The organism is Ensifer adhaerens (assembly GCF_002007205.1).
Taxonomy (GTDB): domain Bacteria; phylum Pseudomonadota; class Alphaproteobacteria; order Rhizobiales; family Rhizobiaceae; genus Ensifer; species Ensifer adhaerens_D.
On the sequence record NZ_LAZS01000011.1, the window covers coordinates 98,852 to 116,966 of the forward strand.

Consider the following 18,115-nt stretch of genomic DNA (forward strand, 5'->3'; position numbering starts at 1 on the left):
AAAGTCCTAGTGCGTCTTGTGCATGTCGTGGTTCATGGGCTCAGCCGCCGGCTGCTCTTCCTTGACGCCCTCGGCCGGTTCCTCGCTCTTTGCAGGATTGCCGGTTTCGGGGAAGGTCGCTGCCGGAGCGGCCGCCTCGGTCACGCCACCCGCGTGGCGGTTGTCATGCTCGAGCTTGGCGCGGTTCTCGTGGCTTTCGACCCCGGCTCCGCCCATCATGTCGACGTGCATCATATCCTTCATGCACATCTGGCCTTCGCGCACGCACATGTTGAGCACCGCCTCATAGAGGCCGTCTTCGACGGAAGCGTAATAGCGCACCGGCTCCTTCGCGCTCGGCTTTTCGAGCTTCAGATAGGCGTCGCGATTGAGCATCGTGCCGTTCTGCTTCACCCGGGCAACCCAGGCATCAAAGCCCGCCTGGTCCACGCCGTGGAACTTGAAGCGCATGTGCGAGAAGCCGTCGCCGCTGTAGTTGGACGAAAGGCCTTCGTATTCGCCTGCCTTGTTGATGACGGCGTGCAGCTTGGTCTGCATGCCGGGCATGGCGTAGATCATGCCGGCGAGTGCGGGAACGTAGAAGGAATTCATCACCGAGGAGGCGGTGATCTTGAAGTTGATCGGCACATCGACAGGTGCCGCCATCTCGTTGACCGTGGCAATGCCGTACTCCGGATAGAAGAACAGCCATTTCCAGTCGAGGGCTACGACCTCGACCGTGATCGGCTTCATCTCCTCGGTGACCGGGCGCGCCGCATCGATCCGATCGAGCGGTCGATAGGGGTCGAGCTTGTGGGTGCTGACCCAGGTGATCGCGCCGAGTGCAATGATGATGGCGAGCGGCGCCGACCAGATGATGACTTCAAGGCCGGTAGAGTGATGCCACTCCGGGTCATACTTGGCGGCGGTGTTCGACTGGCGATAGCGCCAGGCGAAGAAAAGGGTCAGGAAAATGACCGGAACGATGATCAGCAGCATCAGAACCGTCGAGATAACGATCAGATCCCGCTGCTGCGCGGCGATATCGCCGGAAGGCGACATGACCACCATGTTGCATCCCGAAAGAACGGTGAGCAACAGGACGGCAGTGATCGATCGTCCGGCTAAACTGTATGGCTTCGGCATTGCGGCCTCAACTTGCGTTTTGTCTAGTCGGCATTACTCGGGCATGATCGCGCATGGAAATGAGGTCGATCGTCGCAGCGCAGCATTTTGCCGCAGTGCAGTGACAGCCTGATGGCTCTATGCGCGTCTGTACGGGCGCAAAGACTTATTGTCGGTTCGGTGCCGGCTGTTCCAGCGAACGTTAGGCACGAACTCGAATGAGGCATGTGCGCATGTACGTGCACGGCATTCTTGATATCAGACGCCAATTGGTCAACACTCTAACGACAAGACGTTCGTTCGTCGGAGAAATTCATGGTTTCGGTCGCTAACCCAACATCGTCTGGTCTCGAGCGGGATGCACGTCGCATTCATGAGGACGACAAGCCTCTGTCCCCCGGCAGCATCGCCATTGGCGTGGTCATTGGACGTACCTCGGAATTCTTCGACTTCTTCGTCTACGGCCTCGGTTCGATCCTCGTTTTCCCGAAGCTGATCTTCCCATTCGCGCCCAACGCGGTCACCGCGACGCTGATGTCCTTCGCGCTGTTCCCGCTCGCTTTCCTCGCCCGCCCGGTCGGCTCCTTCGTGTTCATGTGGGTCGACCGCAACTACGGACGCGGCACCAAGCTGACCATTGCGCTTGTGATTCTCGGTGGTTCGACGGCCTCAATCGCGTTTCTTCCAGGGTATGAGACGATCGGATACTGGGCGGTAGCGTTGCTGGCCCTCTTCCGGCTGGGACAGGGCTTTGCCCTTGGCGGCGCCTGGGACGGCCTCGCCTCTTTGTTGAACCTCAACGCGCCACCGAACCATCGGGGCTGGTACGCGATGATCCCGCAGCTCGGAGCCCCAATCGGCTTCGCCCTCGCTAGCATCATCTTCTGCTACTTCGTGGCCAATCTTTCCGAGGAGGATTTCCTCTCCTGGGGTTGGCGCTATCCGTTCTTCGTCGCGTTTGCGATCAACGTCGTGGCGCTGTTTGCCCGCCTGCGCATCGTCGCCAGCAAGGAGTTCGGCGCGGCGATGGAAGCACAGGAACTGCAGGCCCGCCCGGTTTTCGAGATGTTGAGCAAGCACGCGCTTGACGTGGTGCTTGGAGCCTTCGTGCCTTTGGCGAGCTTCGCGATGTTCCATCTGGTGACGATCTTCCCGCTCAGCTGGGTGATCCTGAACGGTGGGCAGTCGGCCGCCCGGTTCCTCTTGGTCCAGGTCGCGGGCGCGGCCGTCGGCGCGCTCGGCATTGTCGTGTCGGGCCTGATCGCCGACCGCGTCGGCCGCCGCAACGAGCTGATGTTTGGTGCGACCCTGATCGCGATCTTCAGTTTCTCCGCACCCTTCCTTCTCGACGCCGGCGGAGCCGGGCAGGATGCCTATATCCTGATCGGCTTTGCCGTTCTTGGCCTCACCTTCGGCCAGGCGTCCGGCGCCGTGTCGTCGCGCTTCACCAAGTATTACCGCTACACCGGTGCAGCGCTGACATCGGATCTGGCCTGGCTCGTCGGTGCGGCCTTCGCGCCGCTCGTGGCGCTCGGCCTTGCCAGCAGCTTCGGCATCATCTTCATCGGCGGCTACCTGATTTCAGGCGCGATCTGCACGATCGCAGCACTCAGCCTGACACGGGCGCTCGACCAGCAGTAAACAGGGTCAATCGGGGCGCCGGCTTCAGCGCCCCGATCCCTTTTCTGTTACCTCGCCGCCGTGGTGCGACGATGTCGTATGGCGCTTCCTTCGATCCCTGCGGCCATCATAGGCGGACCTCGACCTCAAATCCCTGCGTCATGCCCCGTGCCGGCGAAGCTATTCGCAATTGCCCGTGCATCTGTTCGACCAGCCGCTGGACGATCGCAAGGCCGAGCCCGGAACCGGAGGCCTCGGTCGGGCCACGGACGAAGCGCTTCGTCAGGTTGGCAAGCACGTCTTCACCGACAACCGCGCTCTCGTTCGTGACGCGAATACCCATCGGATCGACATGGATATCAACGCGGCTGCCCGGCGGGCTGTGGATCAGGGCGTTCTCCAGGAGATTGCGCAGGACGATGGCAAAGGCATCCGCGCGGATCGGCCGCTCGAGAACGGTGCCCCTGGCGACCTGAACGTTCAGCCGGTTGGCGCCGAGCGCCGACCGTTCCAGATCCTGCATGACGACCATCAACACCGGCAACAGATCGTTCTGCTCGTCCGAAATGGCAATTTCCGCCTCGGCGCGCGACATCTGCAGCAGCTTCTCGGCAAGCCGGCTCAGATGTACGAGCGCACGTTCGATCTGGGCCGTTCGAGGCTGAAACGCCTGAGGCACCTCGCTCGCCAGCCGTTGGGTTTGCGCGAGCGCACCGGCAATCGGGGTCCTCAACTCATGGGCGCTGTTTGACGTGAATTCGCGTTCCACCTCCAACCCTGCCTTGAGCCGCGCCAAAAGCAGGTTCACCGAGCGCGCGATCGCGCGCAGCTCACGCGGCAGCGACGCCTCGTCGATCGGCGCCAGGTTGCCGCTGTCCTTGGTCAGGATGTCGTCGCGCAATTGCGCGACGGGCGACAGCGTGCTGCGAACGACGAAGACGATGGCAAGGATGCTGCCCGGTATCAGCACCAGCAGCGGCAGGAGCAGCGCGGTTCCGCCTTCCATCAGCGCTTCGGTCCGATGCTCGAGCGCGTCGGCAACCTGCACGTAGAGCGAGCCGTCGCTCGTTCCGGCAGTGTAGATCCGATGGGTGGAAGTCTGCGAGAAGCCGGTCGCAAGCGGAACCGCAAAGGGTTCCGGCGCGCCGTCGTTGAACAGCATGCGACCATCGCGAGCGCGGACCTGGTAGGTGAGGTATTGCGAGTTGAGCCCCGGCGCCACAACCGACGCCTGGGACAGGCCATTGGGCGCGTCCCTCGCCGCCTCGTCCGCCACGATCTGCAACAACCGTTCCGCGGTCTCCTGCACACCGCTGTCGAAGATCTCGGTGAACTCGTCCTGCATCACGTAGACGCCGAGCCCAAGCGCGACGAACCAGAACAGGGCAACGACGCTGGTGAGCGCGATGGCCAGTCTGCGTGTCATGCTCCTCTTGTCGGACATGCAATCACCTGAAGCAGTAGCCGAGGCCGCGCACGGTCTCGATCCGGTGCGGCCCGATCTTCTTGCGCAGGCGGCTGATATAGACCTCGACCGTGTTGCTTTCGATCTCGGCGCCGAAGGCGTAGAGCGCATCGTGAAGCTGCGCCTTGGATACGAGAGCGCCCGGATGAGCCACCAGCTTGTCGAGAACGGCCCACTCACGGGCACTGAGGTTCTGACTGTCGCCGTTGACGGCGATCTTGCGGTGAACCTGGTCGATCTCGATGCCGGGCAGCTTGACCGTCGGCGTGGCATTGCCCGTGTAGCGCCTGGAAACGGCCAGCATACGGGCCGTCAGCTCGTTGAGATCGAAAGGCTTGACGAGATAGTCGTCGGCCCCGCTGTTGAGCCCCTCGATCCGGTCGGAAATCTGGTCGTGCGCCGTCAGAACGATCACAGGCGTGCCATCGCCGCGTGCGCGCAGCGAACGCAGAAGGGTCAGCCCTTCGCCATCGGGCAGTCGGAGATCGAGCAGGATCAGTCCGTAGGATACCGTATCGGTCGCGGCCACCGCATCGAGGATGCGCTTGAACCAATCGACCGCATGGCCGCCGGCCGCGACATGGTCGCGCAGCGCCTCCCCCAGAACCTGATCGTCTTCGACTAGTAGGACTCTCAAGATATCACCGGACACTTGTTCGTCCTTGCCCTATGGTCGATCGGGGATGGGCGTCAAGTCCTTGAGCGGCCAAGCAGCGAAATGCGGTGACGGCGGCCCGTCTCGGCCACCGCCTTCAAGGCGCAAATATCGGAGGATTTCAGGAGGCGACGGGATCGCGGAAGGCCCCGCGCCTCTTCTTGTAGCTGATCACCGCCGTCGCGATCCCGACCAGAGCCATCGCGCCGCCTAGAACGGCCAGCACGCCGGCATTCCCGCCTGATGGCTCATAGGTCGCGAGCTTGTACATCTCCGTCGCGAGCACCGCGATCATGGCCGCCGAGACGGTCGAATAGTCCTTGCCGACGACACGTCTGATGTTGAACGCCATTCCGTCCGCGGATTGTCTGAAGTTTGAAAGGCGCAGCGCCCAACGCGGCACGTCGCGGCAGTAGGCCTGATAGGCTTCGCCGAAGGTGCGAAGCAGAAACGCCTCCTCCGCATAGACGATGCATTGATACATGAAGGCAAAGAGCCCGATGCCGATCACGATGAGCAGCAGGTTGCCGTGCAGCAGGAAGACGCCGGAGTAGAGCAGCATGTTGCCGACATAGAGCGGGTTCCGGCAAACGCCGAACATGCCCTCGGTCACCAGGTCCTTGGCGTAGACCTTCTTTTTCAGGCCGCCACGCTGGATATACTTATAGCCGACGACGATTGCGCGAAGCGCCAGGCCGGCCAGAATGACGAGGATCGCGACCGCATCCTTTGCCAGCGTCAGCAGCGGGTTGTCCAACACCAATGCCGGCGGCGGCATCAGCAGGAACAACTCCACGATGATCGCGGGAAAAAACTGGTTACGAAAGCGGAAGAGAAAATTGCCGATTGCGATCATAGTCGGTCCGTCCTACTTGATCGCGACAATGCCGCAGAAATTATACCAGCGGAAAAAGACCTCGACGCTGCGGAAACCCACTTCCTTCAGCAGCTGGAAATTTTCCTCCAGGCGGTACGGAATGAGGACGTTTTCTAGCGCCTCGCGCTTCTTAGCGATCTCGATCTCGGAATAGCCGTTGCGGCGCTTGTAGTCGTAGTAGTGCTCGATGAACAGGCGGTTGAACGTCGAATCCTCGCTGGTCAGTTTCTCGACGAGCAGCAGAGCGCCGCGCTCGTTGAGGCCGTCATAGATCGAGCGCATGACGCGCTCGCGGTAGAGGGGGCGCACGAACTGCAGGGTCAGAAGCATCAGGACGACGCTGGCATTGTGGATCTCGATACCGTGGTGCAGGTCGCCTCCCCTGAGATCAATCGCCCGGTTGGAATTTGCCTGGACGATCTTTTCCTTCGCCTTCTCGATTATGTCGGGAGCGTTGTCGATGCCGACGAAGCGCACGGCGGGATCAACCATGGCGTCGAGCCCGAGCAGCGTCGTCGCGGTCGAGCAACCGATGTCGTAGAGGTTGGTATCGGCTTCGGCAAAGTCACTGGCGAGTTCGCAAACCATCCGCTGGATTTCGCCGTAGTAGGGAACCGAGCGGCTGACCATGTCGTCGAAGACGGCGGCCACGGTGGCATTGAAGGCGAAGTCGCCGACGTTTTGGTCCGGTGCGGCGAATACCTCGTCCCGGCGGTGGCTGTTGTCGTGCACGTGTAGATGCGGGGCCTTGCCAACCATTCGCACTTTCCTTTCTTTTCCGGAGCACGCCAAACGAGAGGGCAATCGCCTCTGTCCCCGGAGCGATCGATGCACCACACAAGCCACCCTAACCTGACACGAACCTGAAAGGTTTGGCTGCAGCGGTTTCGGCAAATCGGGGGCCGGGGCGCGGCATCACGGCGTGATCACGCGATTTTGCCGGCAGGCGCACGCGCTTTTGCCGATAATCGGCGGCGCGAAAACCGGAGCAAAGACCATGCGGCCGCGACTAAGTTGTACAGCGTTGATCGCCAGCCTCGTCATGTCGATGGCCGCTGTGGCGTGGGCGGCGGAGTTGCCACGCTCCGGTGAGCCGACATTCGACCGGGTGATCGAGCTGGTGAACGCGAACTTCTATGACGGCAAGGCGCTTGACCGTTTCAATACCGCCGCCCAGGCGGAGATCACGGATCCCGTGGCGGCGCTTTCCAGGACGAGCCCGGCTTCACGCGTCGATTCGGCGATCACGTCCGTCCTTGCAAGTCTTGGGGTTTCCCATACCGGACGTTTCAAAGCCGACACGATCGACTATTTCGAGCTCGCCGACATTTTCCGCTTCGCCATCCGTGACGATATGCGGCGTCTCTTTCCGCCGGATGGCGCCGCGCGCTATCCCGGCATCGGCATGGTGACGACACTCGACAACGGGCAGCGCTTCGTCAGCGATGTTTATGACGGTTCGGCTGCAAAGAAGGCGGGCCTGCTCGTCGGCGACGAGATCCTTTCGGTCGACGGGCAGGCTTATCATGAGATCGGATCCTTCGAAGACAAGGCCGGCCACACGGTCGAGCTTCGGCTCCGCCGCCACCGCGATGCGGAGCCGTTGTCGCTGCAGGTTCCTGTCGAAAGCTTGCGACCACTTCCGATGTTCGAGCGCGCGATCGAAGAGAGCATCGCACTGGTCGAGACCGGCGGCCGGAAGATCGGCTATGTGCGCCTCTGGACCCTTTCCACGCGAAACGGGCTCGATCTCGTCGCCGAGGCGCTTTCGAGCAGCCGCTTGAAGGATGCTGAAGGCCTCGTCGTCGACCTGCGCGGCCGCTGGGGCGGCGGGCCGGCAGACGCGGCCGAGTTCTTGGTCGGCGGTACGCCGACGTTCCGGCTGATTCCACGCCGGGGCGAAGCCACGCTTGCCAATTTCCGCTGGCAAAAGCCTGTGGTCGCGCTGATCGACAACGGAACCCGCAGCGGTCTCGAACTTTTCGCCTATACGCTGCGGCAGCATGCCATAACCTTGATCGGCGAGCGCACTGCCGGTGCTCTGCTTGCCGGCCGTGCCTATGTGCTACCGGACGACAGCCTCTTGGAAGTGGCGGTGTCGGATGCTGTCATCGGCGACGAGCTACGGCTTGAGGGGGTAGGCATCGCGCCGGATGTGCAAGTGGCATTTCCGCTTGCCTATGCGGCCGGCAAGGATCCACAGCGGGAAGCCGCGATCACTGAGATGCTGCGCATGCTCCAAGCCACGCCGGCGCCCGAAACCCTGCCGGCTCAAGAACCGGCCGCAACCCGGTGACGCTTGCAGCCGCGCAGGACAATAGTGTCAGCCGATGCCGCCGCCTGCGACGATCTCCCGTCCGAGTCTCACAACTTCGCGCACGAACAGGTCCAGGTCCTCCCGTCGCGTGCGGTGATTGTTGATTGCCACGCGCAGGCAATGCTCGCCGTGCACGGTCGTATCGGAGATGACCGCGGTCCCTTCGTCCTGGAGCCGCAGCATGATTTCCGTGTTCAGCGCCTTCAACCCTTCGGCAGCCATGTCGCCCGGCTGGTAACGGAAGCAGACGATGTTGATGCTGGTCGGCGCTACGAGTTCGAGCTGCGGCTCTGCCTCGACGAGGTGGCTCAGATAATGGCCTTGAGCAACATTCTGGTCGACGAGGCGGCCAAACTTCTCGATGCCGTGCTCCATCAGCGACATCCAGATTTTCAGGGCACGAAAACCGCGCGACGTCTGCAGGCCATAGTCATAAAGCCAGGGCGCCGAGGCGAGACCGCGCACAGTCGACTCCAGATATTCTGGCGTAACGGCAAAGGTGCCGCGGTGCGCGGCCGCATCGCGAACGAGGACGCACCCCGCTTCGAAGGGTGCATGCAACCACTTGTGCGGATCGAGCGCGATCGAATCTGCCCTTTCGATGCCTTCGACGCGCCAGGCATTCTCGGGCGCGATCCGGAGCAGAGCGCCGATACAGCCGTCGACGTGAAGCCAGAGGCCAAACTCTGCAGCCAGATCGGCGAGAGCCTGGATGTCATCGATGGCGCCGGTATTCACCGTTCCGGCATTGGCGATGATGCAGACGGGCAGTCGGCCGGACGCGCGATCCTCCTCGATCACACGGCGCAAGACCGCGATATCGATGCGCAACTCGGCATCCGTCGCAACGCGCCGGAGGGCCCGGTCGCCGAGGCCGAACAGTTCCACCGCCTTGCGATGGCAACTATGGCTCTGGTCCGAACCGTAAAAGCCAAGCGGCCGATCGCCAATGCCATGCGCGCGCACATCGACGCCGGCTTTGACGTTGCGGGCAACCGTCAGGCCGACAATATTGGCGACCGAGCCGCCGCTGACGAGCGTGCCGCTGGCCGATACCGGAAACCCCAGCATTTCCTTGCACCAATTGACGACCTGTTGGTCCATGAGTGCGGCAGCGTGATTGCCGCCGCCGACGTTCGATCCCTGGACGGCTGCAAGAAACTCGCCGAGCGCGCCGGTGAAATTGCCCGCGCCCATGTACCAGGCCCAGAAGCGGGGGTGGATGTTGCCCATGGGGTAGCCGAGCACGTTTTTCGCGACCGAGGCGTAGATCTCTTCAAGCGGCCTCGGTGTTCTGGGAAGCGGGGCAGAAAAGCTCTCCCGCACCATATCGGGCATGTTGCGCCATGCCGGCCGTTCCCGGACCTGGCTGAGATAGTCGATCGCGTCGTCGACGATCCGATGCGACAGAGCCCGCAATTCAGCCCAGTCTTTCGGGTCGAGCGTTTCCTCCACCCCGCTGGACGTTGCCGATCGCTTGTCCATGAAAATCTCCCCTCCCCGTCGTTCGCTTCTGCTATGGTCGCGTGCCGGCGATAATCGTTGCCGTCGAGCGCAGTTCCACCTTGCCTGCCCGGATCGCCTGGCCTGCCAGATCAAGAACCTCACTGCGGATGCGCGTGCGTGTCTGATCGTCGGCTTGCGCCAGTCCGGCGACCACGGGTGCGGCGATCTCGGTCATGAAGGCCCAGTATTCCTCCGGCGTCTCGTGGACCATCGTGGTGGTGACCTCCTCCTCGCGGACGTCGCGCAATCCCGCATCCTCGAAGACGGCCTTCATCAGACCCGCAGGCGCGCAACGAAACAGGCCGGGCGCGCCTGCCGGTGGTTTCGGCATGTCCACGTGGCGGGCGATCGTCGCCATGATCGTCGTTGCCCAGGCATTCTTCTCGGGCGCTCCCCACACGGCGGCACAAACGCGCGCTTGGGGTTTCGCGACCCGCGTCAACTGCTGGGCTGCTGCCGCCACATCCGGAAAGAACATGAAACCGAACCGGCAAAGAACAGCGTCGAACGTTGCGTCCGGGAACGGCAAGGCGCCGGCGTCGCAGGCCCTGGTTTCGAAATTCGTCAGACCGCGATGCCGGGCGTTCTCCGTCGCCACCTGCAACATGCGCTCGGAAAGGTCGGTGACAGTCACGCGGCCCTTCGGGATAGACGCCGCCACTGTCAGGCCGGGCTCGCCCGTTCCCGCGGCAACGTCAAGCACCTGATCGCCGTCCTTGATGGCCGCGTGCCGGATCATTGCCGCGCCGTATGGCGTCAGCCATCCAAGCACCAGCGCGTCCCACTTCTTCCAGCCGGCGGAGAAGCGGTCCCAAGTCTCTCTTTGCTGGTCACGGATTTGATCGAGATGCGCCGACATGCAGGTTCCTCCCTCTGTGCCGTGCTTTAGCCCTCGCTCACGAAACTATGAACGCTCCGCGGCAGGTTACAAATCAACTTTCCCGCCGCAATTCTGGCAGCGTGCCGCATTGTCACGAATTTTGCGATGTGCGCTGTGACCGCGGTTACATGTGGGCACAGACAATCCGCGCTAGGGAGAGAGGGTAAGGCAGGCTATATTCTACTTGAGGAGACCGGGAAGGAGAGATTCGCACCGATGTCGAACCGGACGAACGGCGTAAATAGCGGCCGGATAGAACCCAACGACGAACAATCCCTCGGTGATCAATTGCGGATGATGCATCGGGCCTTCATGGCCTCGCCGCTGCGCAACAAGATCATCTTGCTGAGTATAAGCATCATCGTTGTCATCGTCGTGACGGCCTTCGGGCAGATCATCCTCAACCGATGGTACAAGCCATTCTACGACACGCTCGAGCGGCGCGACCTTCCGGCCTTTCTCCATCAGCTCGTCGTCTTCGCCCAGATCGCCGGCGTCCTCCTCGTTCTCAATGTTCTGCAAACCTGGCTCGGTCAGGTCATCAAGCTGCGCTTGCGCGAGGGCCTGACCGAGGACCTGATCACCGAATGGATGCGCCCGACGCGCGCGTTCCGGCTGGCGAATGCGGGCGCTATCGGCATCAACCCGGACCAGCGCATCCATGAGGACGCGCGCCACCTGACCGATCTTTCCGCGGGACTTTCGATCGGCCTCTTCCAATCCGGCATCTTGCTGGTGAGCTTCATCGGAGTGCTGTGGTCGCTGTCGGACGGTTTCGTCTTCCATGTCGCGAGCTATTCCTTCGCGATCCCCGGCTATATGGTCTGGGCCGCGATCCTCTATGCGGGTACGGCCTCCTGGTTGAGCTGGCTCGTCGGCCGTCCGCTGGTAGCGCTCAATGGCGAGCACTACGCCCGAGAGGCCGCACTCCGCTTTTCGCTGATGCGCGTCAACGAACATATCGAAGCTGTCTCGCTTTCGTCCGGCGAGGCCAGTGAAAAGAAGCGGCTGCAGCACGACCTGGCCTCGGTGCTCGAGATCAGCTACGGCCTGTTGCGCGCCGTGACACGTCTGACGTGGGTGACAGGCGGCTATGGCTGGATCACCGTCGTTGCGCCGATCGTCATCGCCGCGCCGGTCTATTTCGCCGGCGACCTGAGCTTTGGTGGGCTGATGATGGCAGTCGGCGCCTTCAACCAGGTGCATGCGTCGCTGCGCTGGTTCGTCGACAATATCGGCGCGATCGCCGACTGGCGCGCGACGCTGCTGCGTGTCGCCGCCTTCCGCTCGGCGCTCTTGATGACCGACGAGCGGCATGAGGGCGACAAGCGCATCGACTTCAAGACATCCGGTACGCCGCAGATGAGCTTCGACAATATCGAGATCGTCTCGCCGACCGGCTGCATCAAGCTTCGCGAACCCTCCGTCACCATCGATCCGGGCGAGCGCGTGCTCGTCACCGGCGCGCCCGAGGTCGAAAAGGCGCCGTTCTTCCGCGCGATCGCCGGGCTTTGGCCGTGGGGGCACGGCCGCATCGCGCTGCCCGTCGATGACGGCCTCGCCTTTGTGCCGAAATCGCCCTATTTCCCGCCGGGCACGCTTGGCGAAGTGCTCGCCTATCCGAGCGCACCCGATACCTACAGCAAGGGCGAACTTGCCGCCGTTCTCTCCAAGGTCGGCCTTGGGCGGCTCAGCAGTCGGCTCGACCAGGATGCACGCAAGCAGATGAACCTCAGCGAGGCCGAGCAGCGTCTGCTTGCCATCGCCCGGCTCAGCCTGCACAAGCCGCGCTGGCTGATCATCGACGAAGCGCTCGACACCCTTGAAGACGATGCCTACCAGCGCGTGCTGAAGTTCCTGGACGACGAGCTCCAGGGCGTGGCGATCGTCAACATCGGACGCACCGAACGCGGCAGCGACTTCTTCACCCGCGTGCTGCACCTCGACAAGAACCCGACGGGCAATACGCTCAGGCGCCTCCAGCCGCGCAGCCTGCAGCCGGCCGATCCACAGCTCGTGGATTGATAGTCCGGCCCACGGTCGGCAAACTGCGAAGCGCTGAGAGCCGGGATGTGGAAACGGCCTTATCCGGCGGAAAACAAAGAAAAACCGCGCAATCCCTGGAATGCGCGGTTTTTCCTGACCTAAGGTGAACTGCTCAGCGTGACTTCAGCTTCATGTGGCGGTTCACGTCCTTGTAGAGCAGGTAGCGGAACTTGCCCGGGCCGCCGGCGTAGCAGGCCTGCGGGCAGAAGGCGCGCAGCCACATGTAATCGCCGGCCTCGACCTCGACCCAATCCTGGTTAAGGCGGTAGACCGCCTTGCCCTCGAGCACATAGAGGCCGTGCTCCATGACATGTGTCTCGGCGAAGGGAATGATCGCGCCGGGCTCGAAAGTGACGATCGTCATGTGCATGTCGTGGCGCAGATCGGTGGGGTCGACGAAGCGGGTCGTCGCCCATTTGCCGTCTGTGCCTGGCATCGGCGACGGGGTGATTTCGGCCTCATTGGTGAAGAAGGCCTCCGGTACGGGCAGACCGTCGACATATTCGTACGCCTTGCGTACCCAATGGAAGCGAACGGTCGATTCGCTTCCATTGCGAACCGTCCAGTTGCTCGCCGGCGGGATGAAGGCGAAGCCGCCCGGTTGCATCTTGTGCGCCTTGCCGTCGAGCGTGACAGTCAATTCGCCCTCGACGACGAAGATCGCGCCCTCGGCGCCTTCGTCGAGTTCCGGCCGGTCGCTGCCGCCGCCCGGAGCGATTTCCATGATATATTGTGAAAATGTTTCAGCAAAACCGGAGAGCGGGCGCGACAATATCCACAGCCGGGTCTTGTCCCAGAACGGCAGATAGCTGGTGACGATGTCCATCATCGTCCCCTTCGGAATCACCGCATAGGCTTCGGTAAAGACCGCGCGATCCGAAAGCAGTTGGGTTTGTGGCGGGTTGCCGCCGTGCGGCGCATAATAGCTACGGTTGGTCATATCTTCCTTCAGTCTGCTGGCAGGCACCGCCTCCTCTAAAGTGCGGTGCAATGGGTCACGCGCTCCGCATCAAAGCAATGCGGTGCGAAGATCGCGGGGCAGGTCTTTCTCCTCGTCCAGATCCAGTTCCGCTTCCACGTGGTTCAGGTGCTCGGCCATTTCCTTGATCGCGCTCTCGACATCGCGCGAGGCGATGTGCTCGACCACGGCCAGATGTTCGTCCGGCCCGCAATTGTGCAGGTGGTTCGACCGGTACATCGCGGTGATCAGGGATGTGCGGGAGACAAGGTCGCGCAGGATGCCGAAGAGAAAGGCCGAGCCCGACAGTTCCGCAAGCAGGAGGTGGAAACCGCCGGAAAGCCGAACGATATCAGAGAGATTGCCGGATCGGCCGGCAATGCGCTCCTCTTCGATATGGGCGCGCAACCGGACGATATCCTTGGGATTGGCCCGCTCGCAAAGCCGCTCGACGACGCGCTGCTCGATCGCCCTGCGGGCAACGAAGACATCGCGTGCCTCGTCGACCGAAGGCTCGGAAACGAACGCGCCCCGGTTCGGCATGATCGTCACCAGGCCATCGCGCTCGAGCGCCGTCAGTGCCTGACGAATGCGAGCCCTGCTGACGGAGAATATTTCGGCAAGTTGTTCTTCCTTCAATCGCGTTCCCGGCCGTAGCCGACGTTCTGCAATCGCAAGCCAGATCTTCTCGCAAATGATCGCCGTCGGAGCACCGGCGGCTTCGTCCGCGTTGTACATGAAATCTCCCTTAGCCGTTCGCTTACTCTCGCCGTGCGGCGCTCAAAGTCAATTCCATCCGCTGCAGTTAGATATTGACTACAAAATTGTAGACAATATTGTGTACCGCAACTTGATGTGCAATGGCAACCGCTTAAACACGACCGTGCGACCGGCACAAAACCGGCCCGCGGCGCCAATTGAGAGCTCCGATGGACTTCGATTTCACAGAACTGCCGGCCCAGGACCGTTACCGCCTGCTGACGAATTTCATCGGTCCGCGACCGATCGCGCTGGTTTCCACGCTCTCGCCGAGCGGACAGGACAATGCGGCGCCGATGAGCTTCTTCAACGTGTTCTCGCACGACCCGCCGATCGTCATTCTCGGCATCCAGACCCGCCCCAACGGGGAGGAAAAGGACACGGTTGCCAATATCCGGCGCACCAACGAGTTCGTCGTCAACATGGTGGACATGGCGATCGCCGACCAGATGCTGGTCTGCGGCCTGTCGTTCGAGCCGGATGTCGACGAGGTGGCCATCGCCGGGCTGACGGCGGCCGACGGTCACAAGGTCGGTGCCCGCCGCATCGTCGAGTCGCCCTGCTCGATGGAATGCCGCGTCGAGCGGCTGATCGAATACGACCGCCGTGTGATCGTTCTCGGCGAGGTCGTTCATATGCACGTGCGCAAGGACTGCCTCGACGAGGAAGGCCGCTACGTCGACCCGTCGCAATACCAGCCGATCGCCCGGCTGCATGCCAACAACTACATCACCTCGGACCGGCAGTTCGTCATGCCGACGCCCGACATTACCGCCTATGCCCCCCTCGCAAACGCCATGCGGAAGACGAGCTGATCCATGCGCATCCTGCTGATCAATCCGAACTCCACCCGCTCGATGACGGAACAGGCGCATCGCAGCGCCGAGCGCGTCGCTGCAACCGACACCCAGCTCGAATCGATCAACCCGACGTCGAGCCCGGCCAGTATCGAAGGCCATGCGGACGAAGCGATGGCGGTGCCGGCGATGCTCGCGGAAATCCGCAAGGGCGAAGCCCGCGGCATCGATGCCTATGTCATCGCCTGCTTCGACGATCCCGGCCTTGGCGCGGCGCGCGAGATCGCGCGCGGTCCTGTCATCGGCATCTGTCAGGCTGCCGTGCAGGTGGCGATGAACATCGCGACCCGCTTTACCATCATCACCACCCTTCCCCGTTCGGTGCCGATCATCGAGGACCTGGCCGAGGCCTATGGTGCCGGTCACCGCTGCCGTAAGGTGCGCTCCGTCGACATGCCGGTACTGGCGCTGGAGGAGGATCTTGAGCACACCGAGGAGATGCTGGTTCAGGAAATCCTGAAAGCACGCCAGGAGGATGGTGCGGAAGCGATCATTCTCGGCTGTGCCGGCATGTCCGAACTCTGCGATCGCCTGAAGGCGCGCACCGGCATGCCCGTCATCGATGGCGTGACCGCGGCGGTGAAGCTTGCCGAAGCGCTCGTCGGCGGCGGTTATGCCACCTCGAAGGTGGGCGCCTACGACTATCCGCGCACCAAGGAAGCGCCGGCCTGCCGGTTGGTTGACGCCGCCGGCTGAACGCGACTGATAAGGGTCACCGGGCGCCATGCCGCCCGGTGGTTCTGCCCCCTCGCGCTTGTCAGCGCGTCAAGGCGTCCAGCTGCTCCTGCAGCGTTGCCACTTTCTGCTCAAGCGCTTCCAGGCGCTCTTCAAGGGCGGACAGCCCCGAGCCCGCCGAAACCGCCGACGTGGCAGCCCGCTCAAAAGTCGGCTGTTCGATTTCGCCGCAAAGCAGATGCGCAAACCGGTCCTCGCGCTGGCCGGCGCCCCGGTTCAGTTGCACAATCAGCGGCGGCCGGCGCCCGATCATCAGATCCAGATTGTCCTTCAGATCCTCGATCGACGAGAACCGCGCCATGCGCTCGCTGCGCGCCCAAAGTTCGTAGGCCGTCTGCGGGCCGCGAAGAAGAAGCAGGCCAAGCATGACGATCTGCGGCGACGTCAGCGAGAAGCGGTTCGCCACCATGTGCTCGTAGCGCTCGACCCGCGACGCGAATGCCTGCCGGACCAATCCCTTTTGCCCCAGCGACGAGAGCGCGCGGTGGATCTCGACCTGCTCGAGCGCCATGACGGGATCGCGCGCCGTCTTTTGGTTGGCAGCCGAATGGGCTGAATTGAGCGTCAACGGATAGACGTCGGGCGTCGTTTCCTTCTTCTCGATCAGGCATCCGAGAACGCGGGCTTCAACGGCATTGAGGACGGGGAAATCGGTGTCGGAGGTCGTATTCATAAGCCAACTCTTCAAATCAACGCATTTCGATCCCAGCCGCACCTCCAAGGCGAGGCGCAGTCCGGGCCTTCGGCCCCTACCCTAGCGTGAGTGTCGAAGCCCGGAAATGGTCATCGGTCTATTTCGTTGAATTCCGGTTAGCACGGACTGAAAACCAGGCATGGATCTGGCTCGGGCCGCTTCTCAGTTGCGCTAGAACGTCCGCAGACAGCGAAATGGAATGGCGGATATTGCGTGGTTCTCGCAATCGACGCGCCAAGCCAACAGCCCAGCCGCACCCGGCACTGAACTACTGGAGCAAGACGAACGATGATTGCCGCCGAGCGAAGGTCTAATTCGCCGGCACGCTTTTTGCTGCGACCGGAAGCCCGGCAATCTCGCCGAGCCATTTGTTGAAGGCCGGCGTCAAGGATGTCGCCACCACCCGGTTTCCTGCGGGTGTTAGATGACCGTCGAAGCGATAGTAGAGCTCCTCCCCGGTGGCCGCATAGGCGTCGGCCAGGGGGGCAAGCATCGGAAACCACCCCATCCCCTGCTCGGCAGCAAACGCCGTGAACTCGCGGTCGACATAACCTGCGTCGATCAACTCGGATTCCTCACCCTTGGCGCGGGCGATCACCTGGAAGAGCTGCGGGATCGAGACCACGGCGAATTCGATGTCCTTGGTCCGGCAGAACTCGCGAGCCCGGGTAAGCAACGCTCGCGTGGTCGCCATCTGGCGGTTCATCACGTCGGTCGGATGGGCGCGGAAATAGTCGGCACGCGGGGTCACCTGGTAGAGGCGCATGTAAATCGCATCGTTCATCATCATCAGCCGCGTTGCCAGGACCACGCTGTGGAGACTTGACTTCTTGTCGCTGGAGGCGCGCACGGCCGGATCGTTGAATTCCGTCTGTTCGGCCCCCGCCTGCGTGGCCGCCCCATCTGTTGCGAGCGGCATGTTGGTGAACAGGTCATTGGTAAGAAAGGTCATCACGACGGCGTCGGGATGCAACTGATCGACGAGCCTCTCGATGTAAAGTGTCTCTGTACGCGTGTCGTAGGCCGGCACGCCCGCCTTGATGATCTCGACCTTGCGGCCGGCATCACGCAGGCTTTTTTCCAGAATGACGGCCCAGGCCTCGTCATAGGCATTGCCGACACCGAAGGCGAAGGAGTCGCCTACCAGCAGGATCCGCGTCACACCCGGCGTCGGAGAAGGGGGATAGACAGTGAGGTCACGAAACCCCTGGGAATTGACCTGGTAGTCCGACGTGTATTCCGGACCCGTGACCTTAATGTGCGCGTTCGGCCGATTGACATGTCCGAGCACCGGATCGCGCAGGCCGAGCGGCTCGCCCCCGATCAGGGTCGTATCCAGCCTCTGCGGAGCGAAGGCGCGAAGGCCGAATTCAATGCCGGCGAAGATCACGCCGGTAATCGCGACGATGACCACTGTATCCCGAAGAAACTTGAGCACGCTTGCCTCGCTTAGGTCAGTGCCACCACCGCAATCATCCCTGCATTTGCAGGCGTATTCGGAGAAGACGTGTTGGCAGGAGACGGGCAACAACCGGTGGAGTTACCAGTGCAAGACGCGCTTGCGCCTTGAGAAACTTTCGGCGGCCATCCCCGACGTCAAAAAATTGCGATCATATGCCGTTGATGAAAATGCATTAAAAAC

The 18,115-nt window shown here is 62.3% G+C and carries 17 protein-coding genes; 6 read left to right on the forward strand and 11 right to left on the reverse strand.

Features of this window, described 5'->3' with window-relative positions; all coding sequences use genetic code 11:
- Positions 1-6 precede the first annotated feature (6 nt).
- Positions 7-1,125 carry a ubiquinol oxidase subunit II gene (cyoA, locus tag XB14_RS24110; protein ID WP_077965043.1) on the reverse strand — a complete coding sequence of 373 codons (1,119 nt, stop codon included), beginning with the start codon at positions 1,123-1,125 and terminating at the stop codon, positions 7-9.
- On the opposite strand from cyoA, the gene XB14_RS33345 reads away from it, so the two are divergent.
- Together XB14_RS33345 and XB14_RS24115 are read left to right on the forward strand one after the other, a co-directional pair.
- Entirely contained in the window at positions 1,040-1,237 is a 198-nt protein-coding gene (locus XB14_RS33345; RefSeq protein WP_179119647.1) for a hypothetical protein, read from the forward strand. The two genes, cyoA and XB14_RS33345, sit on opposite strands and share 86 nt — an antisense overlap.
- A 182-nt stretch (positions 1,238-1,419) precedes the next feature.
- The gene (locus XB14_RS24115; RefSeq protein WP_077965044.1) at positions 1,420-2,745 is read left to right on the forward strand and encodes an MFS transporter; all 1,326 of its coding nucleotides are present in this window, start codon (positions 1,420-1,422) and stop codon (positions 2,743-2,745) included.
- 106 nt (positions 2,746-2,851) lie between these two features.
- On the opposite strand, the gene XB14_RS24120 is transcribed toward XB14_RS24115, so the two are convergent.
- From XB14_RS24120 to cmoA, 4 genes are all read right to left on the reverse strand, one after another.
- Positions 2,852-4,168: an ATP-binding protein gene (locus tag XB14_RS24120; RefSeq protein ID WP_077965045.1), complete on the reverse strand. Its 1,317-nt coding sequence runs from the start codon at positions 4,166-4,168 to the stop codon at positions 2,852-2,854.
- A gap of 4 nt (positions 4,169-4,172) precedes the next feature.
- Positions 4,173-4,826, reverse strand: a complete 654-nt coding sequence (locus XB14_RS24125) for a response regulator transcription factor (RefSeq protein WP_077965428.1) — start codon at positions 4,824-4,826, stop codon at positions 4,173-4,175.
- Positions 4,827-4,965: 139 nt separating this feature from the next.
- Positions 4,966-5,700 carry a methyltransferase family protein gene (locus tag XB14_RS24130; protein WP_077965046.1) on the reverse strand — a complete coding sequence of 245 codons (735 nt, stop codon included), beginning with the start codon at positions 5,698-5,700 and terminating at the stop codon, positions 4,966-4,968.
- A gap of 12 nt (positions 5,701-5,712) precedes the next feature.
- Positions 5,713-6,480 (reverse strand): carboxy-S-adenosyl-L-methionine synthase CmoA, encoded by a 768-nt coding sequence (gene cmoA, locus XB14_RS24135; RefSeq protein WP_077965047.1) that lies wholly within the window; start codon positions 6,478-6,480, stop codon positions 5,713-5,715.
- Positions 6,481-6,718: 238 nt separating this feature from the next.
- On the opposite strand from cmoA, the gene XB14_RS24140 reads away from it, so the two are divergent.
- On the forward strand, positions 6,719-8,017 hold the full coding sequence (locus tag XB14_RS24140; protein ID WP_077965052.1) for a S41 family peptidase: 1,299 nt from the start codon (positions 6,719-6,721) through the stop codon (positions 8,015-8,017).
- 27 nt (positions 8,018-8,044) lie between these two features.
- On the opposite strand, the gene XB14_RS24145 is transcribed toward XB14_RS24140, so the two are convergent.
- Positions 8,045-9,523, reverse strand: coding sequence for a pyridoxal phosphate-dependent decarboxylase family protein (locus XB14_RS24145; protein ID WP_077965054.1), 1,479 nt, complete (start codon positions 9,521-9,523; stop codon positions 8,045-8,047).
- Positions 9,524-9,554: 31 nt separating this feature from the next.
- Complete coding sequence (locus XB14_RS24150) at positions 9,555-10,403, reverse strand: class I SAM-dependent methyltransferase (RefSeq protein WP_077965056.1); 849 nt, start codon at positions 10,401-10,403, stop codon at positions 9,555-9,557.
- Positions 10,404-10,640: 237 nt separating this feature from the next.
- Here XB14_RS24150 and XB14_RS24155 point away from each other — a divergent pair, with 237 nt between their 5' ends.
- Positions 10,641-12,449, forward strand: a complete 1,809-nt coding sequence (locus XB14_RS24155; RefSeq protein WP_077965058.1) for an ABC transporter ATP-binding protein/permease — start codon at positions 10,641-10,643, stop codon at positions 12,447-12,449.
- A gap of 133 nt (positions 12,450-12,582) precedes the next feature.
- Here XB14_RS24155 and XB14_RS24160 read toward each other — a convergent pair whose 3' ends face one another.
- Together XB14_RS24160 and XB14_RS24165 are read right to left on the reverse strand one after the other, a co-directional pair.
- Complete coding sequence (locus XB14_RS24160; RefSeq protein ID WP_077965060.1) at positions 12,583-13,410, reverse strand: bifunctional allantoicase/(S)-ureidoglycine aminohydrolase; 828 nt, start codon at positions 13,408-13,410, stop codon at positions 12,583-12,585.
- A gap of 69 nt (positions 13,411-13,479) precedes the next feature.
- A complete protein-coding gene (locus XB14_RS24165; RefSeq protein WP_077965062.1) occupies positions 13,480-14,166 on the reverse strand; it encodes a GntR family transcriptional regulator in 687 nt (228 codons plus the stop codon).
- Between the two features lie 191 nt (positions 14,167-14,357).
- Between XB14_RS24165 and XB14_RS24170 the strand changes: the two genes are divergently transcribed.
- Together XB14_RS24170 and XB14_RS24175 are read left to right on the forward strand one after the other, a co-directional pair.
- Positions 14,358-15,002 (forward strand): flavin reductase family protein, encoded by a 645-nt coding sequence (locus XB14_RS24170; RefSeq protein WP_077965065.1) that lies wholly within the window; start codon positions 14,358-14,360, stop codon positions 15,000-15,002.
- A gap of 3 nt (positions 15,003-15,005) precedes the next feature.
- Complete coding sequence (locus XB14_RS24175; RefSeq protein ID WP_077965067.1) at positions 15,006-15,740, forward strand: aspartate/glutamate racemase family protein; 735 nt, start codon at positions 15,006-15,008, stop codon at positions 15,738-15,740.
- A 61-nt stretch (positions 15,741-15,801) separates the two neighbouring features.
- Here XB14_RS24175 and XB14_RS24180 read toward each other — a convergent pair whose 3' ends face one another.
- On the reverse strand, positions 15,802-16,452 hold the full coding sequence (locus XB14_RS24180; protein ID WP_077965069.1) for a YceH family protein: 651 nt from the start codon (positions 16,450-16,452) through the stop codon (positions 15,802-15,804).
- A 331-nt stretch (positions 16,453-16,783) separates the two neighbouring features.
- Positions 16,784-17,911 carry a GDSL-type esterase/lipase family protein gene (locus XB14_RS24185; RefSeq protein WP_179119652.1) on the reverse strand — a complete coding sequence of 376 codons (1,128 nt, stop codon included), beginning with the start codon at positions 17,909-17,911 and terminating at the stop codon, positions 16,784-16,786.
- Positions 17,912-18,115: the final 204 nt, after the last annotated feature.

Coding starts and splice junctions, on each gene's coding strand:
- XB14_RS33345 (WP_179119647.1), top strand. CDS start 1,040: ATGACCACCATGTTGCATCCCGAAAGAACGGTGAGCAACAGGACGGCA.
- cyoA (WP_077965043.1), bottom strand. CDS start 1,125: ATGCCGAAGCCATACAGTTTAGCCGGACGATCGATCACTGCCGTCCTG.
- XB14_RS24115 (WP_077965044.1), top strand. CDS start 1,420: ATGGTTTCGGTCGCTAACCCAACATCGTCTGGTCTCGAGCGGGATGCA.
- XB14_RS24120 (WP_077965045.1), bottom strand. CDS start 4,168: ATGTCCGACAAGAGGAGCATGACACGCAGACTGGCCATCGCGCTCACC.
- XB14_RS24130 (WP_077965046.1), bottom strand. CDS start 5,700: ATGATCGCAATCGGCAATTTTCTCTTCCGCTTTCGTAACCAGTTTTTT.
- cmoA (WP_077965047.1), bottom strand. CDS start 6,480: ATGGTTGGCAAGGCCCCGCATCTACACGTGCACGACAACAGCCACCGC.
- XB14_RS24140 (WP_077965052.1), top strand. CDS start 6,719: ATGCGGCCGCGACTAAGTTGTACAGCGTTGATCGCCAGCCTCGTCATG.
- XB14_RS24145 (WP_077965054.1), bottom strand. CDS start 9,523: ATGGACAAGCGATCGGCAACGTCCAGCGGGGTGGAGGAAACGCTCGAC.
- XB14_RS24150 (WP_077965056.1), bottom strand. CDS start 10,403: ATGTCGGCGCATCTCGATCAAATCCGTGACCAGCAAAGAGAGACTTGG.
- XB14_RS24155 (WP_077965058.1), top strand. CDS start 10,641: ATGTCGAACCGGACGAACGGCGTAAATAGCGGCCGGATAGAACCCAAC.
- XB14_RS24160 (WP_077965060.1), bottom strand. CDS start 13,410: ATGACCAACCGTAGCTATTATGCGCCGCACGGCGGCAACCCGCCACAA.
- XB14_RS24165 (WP_077965062.1), bottom strand. CDS start 14,166: ATGTACAACGCGGACGAAGCCGCCGGTGCTCCGACGGCGATCATTTGC.
- XB14_RS24170 (WP_077965065.1), top strand. CDS start 14,358: ATGGACTTCGATTTCACAGAACTGCCGGCCCAGGACCGTTACCGCCTG.
- XB14_RS24175 (WP_077965067.1), top strand. CDS start 15,006: ATGCGCATCCTGCTGATCAATCCGAACTCCACCCGCTCGATGACGGAA.
- XB14_RS24180 (WP_077965069.1), bottom strand. CDS start 16,452: ATGAATACGACCTCCGACACCGATTTCCCCGTCCTCAATGCCGTTGAA.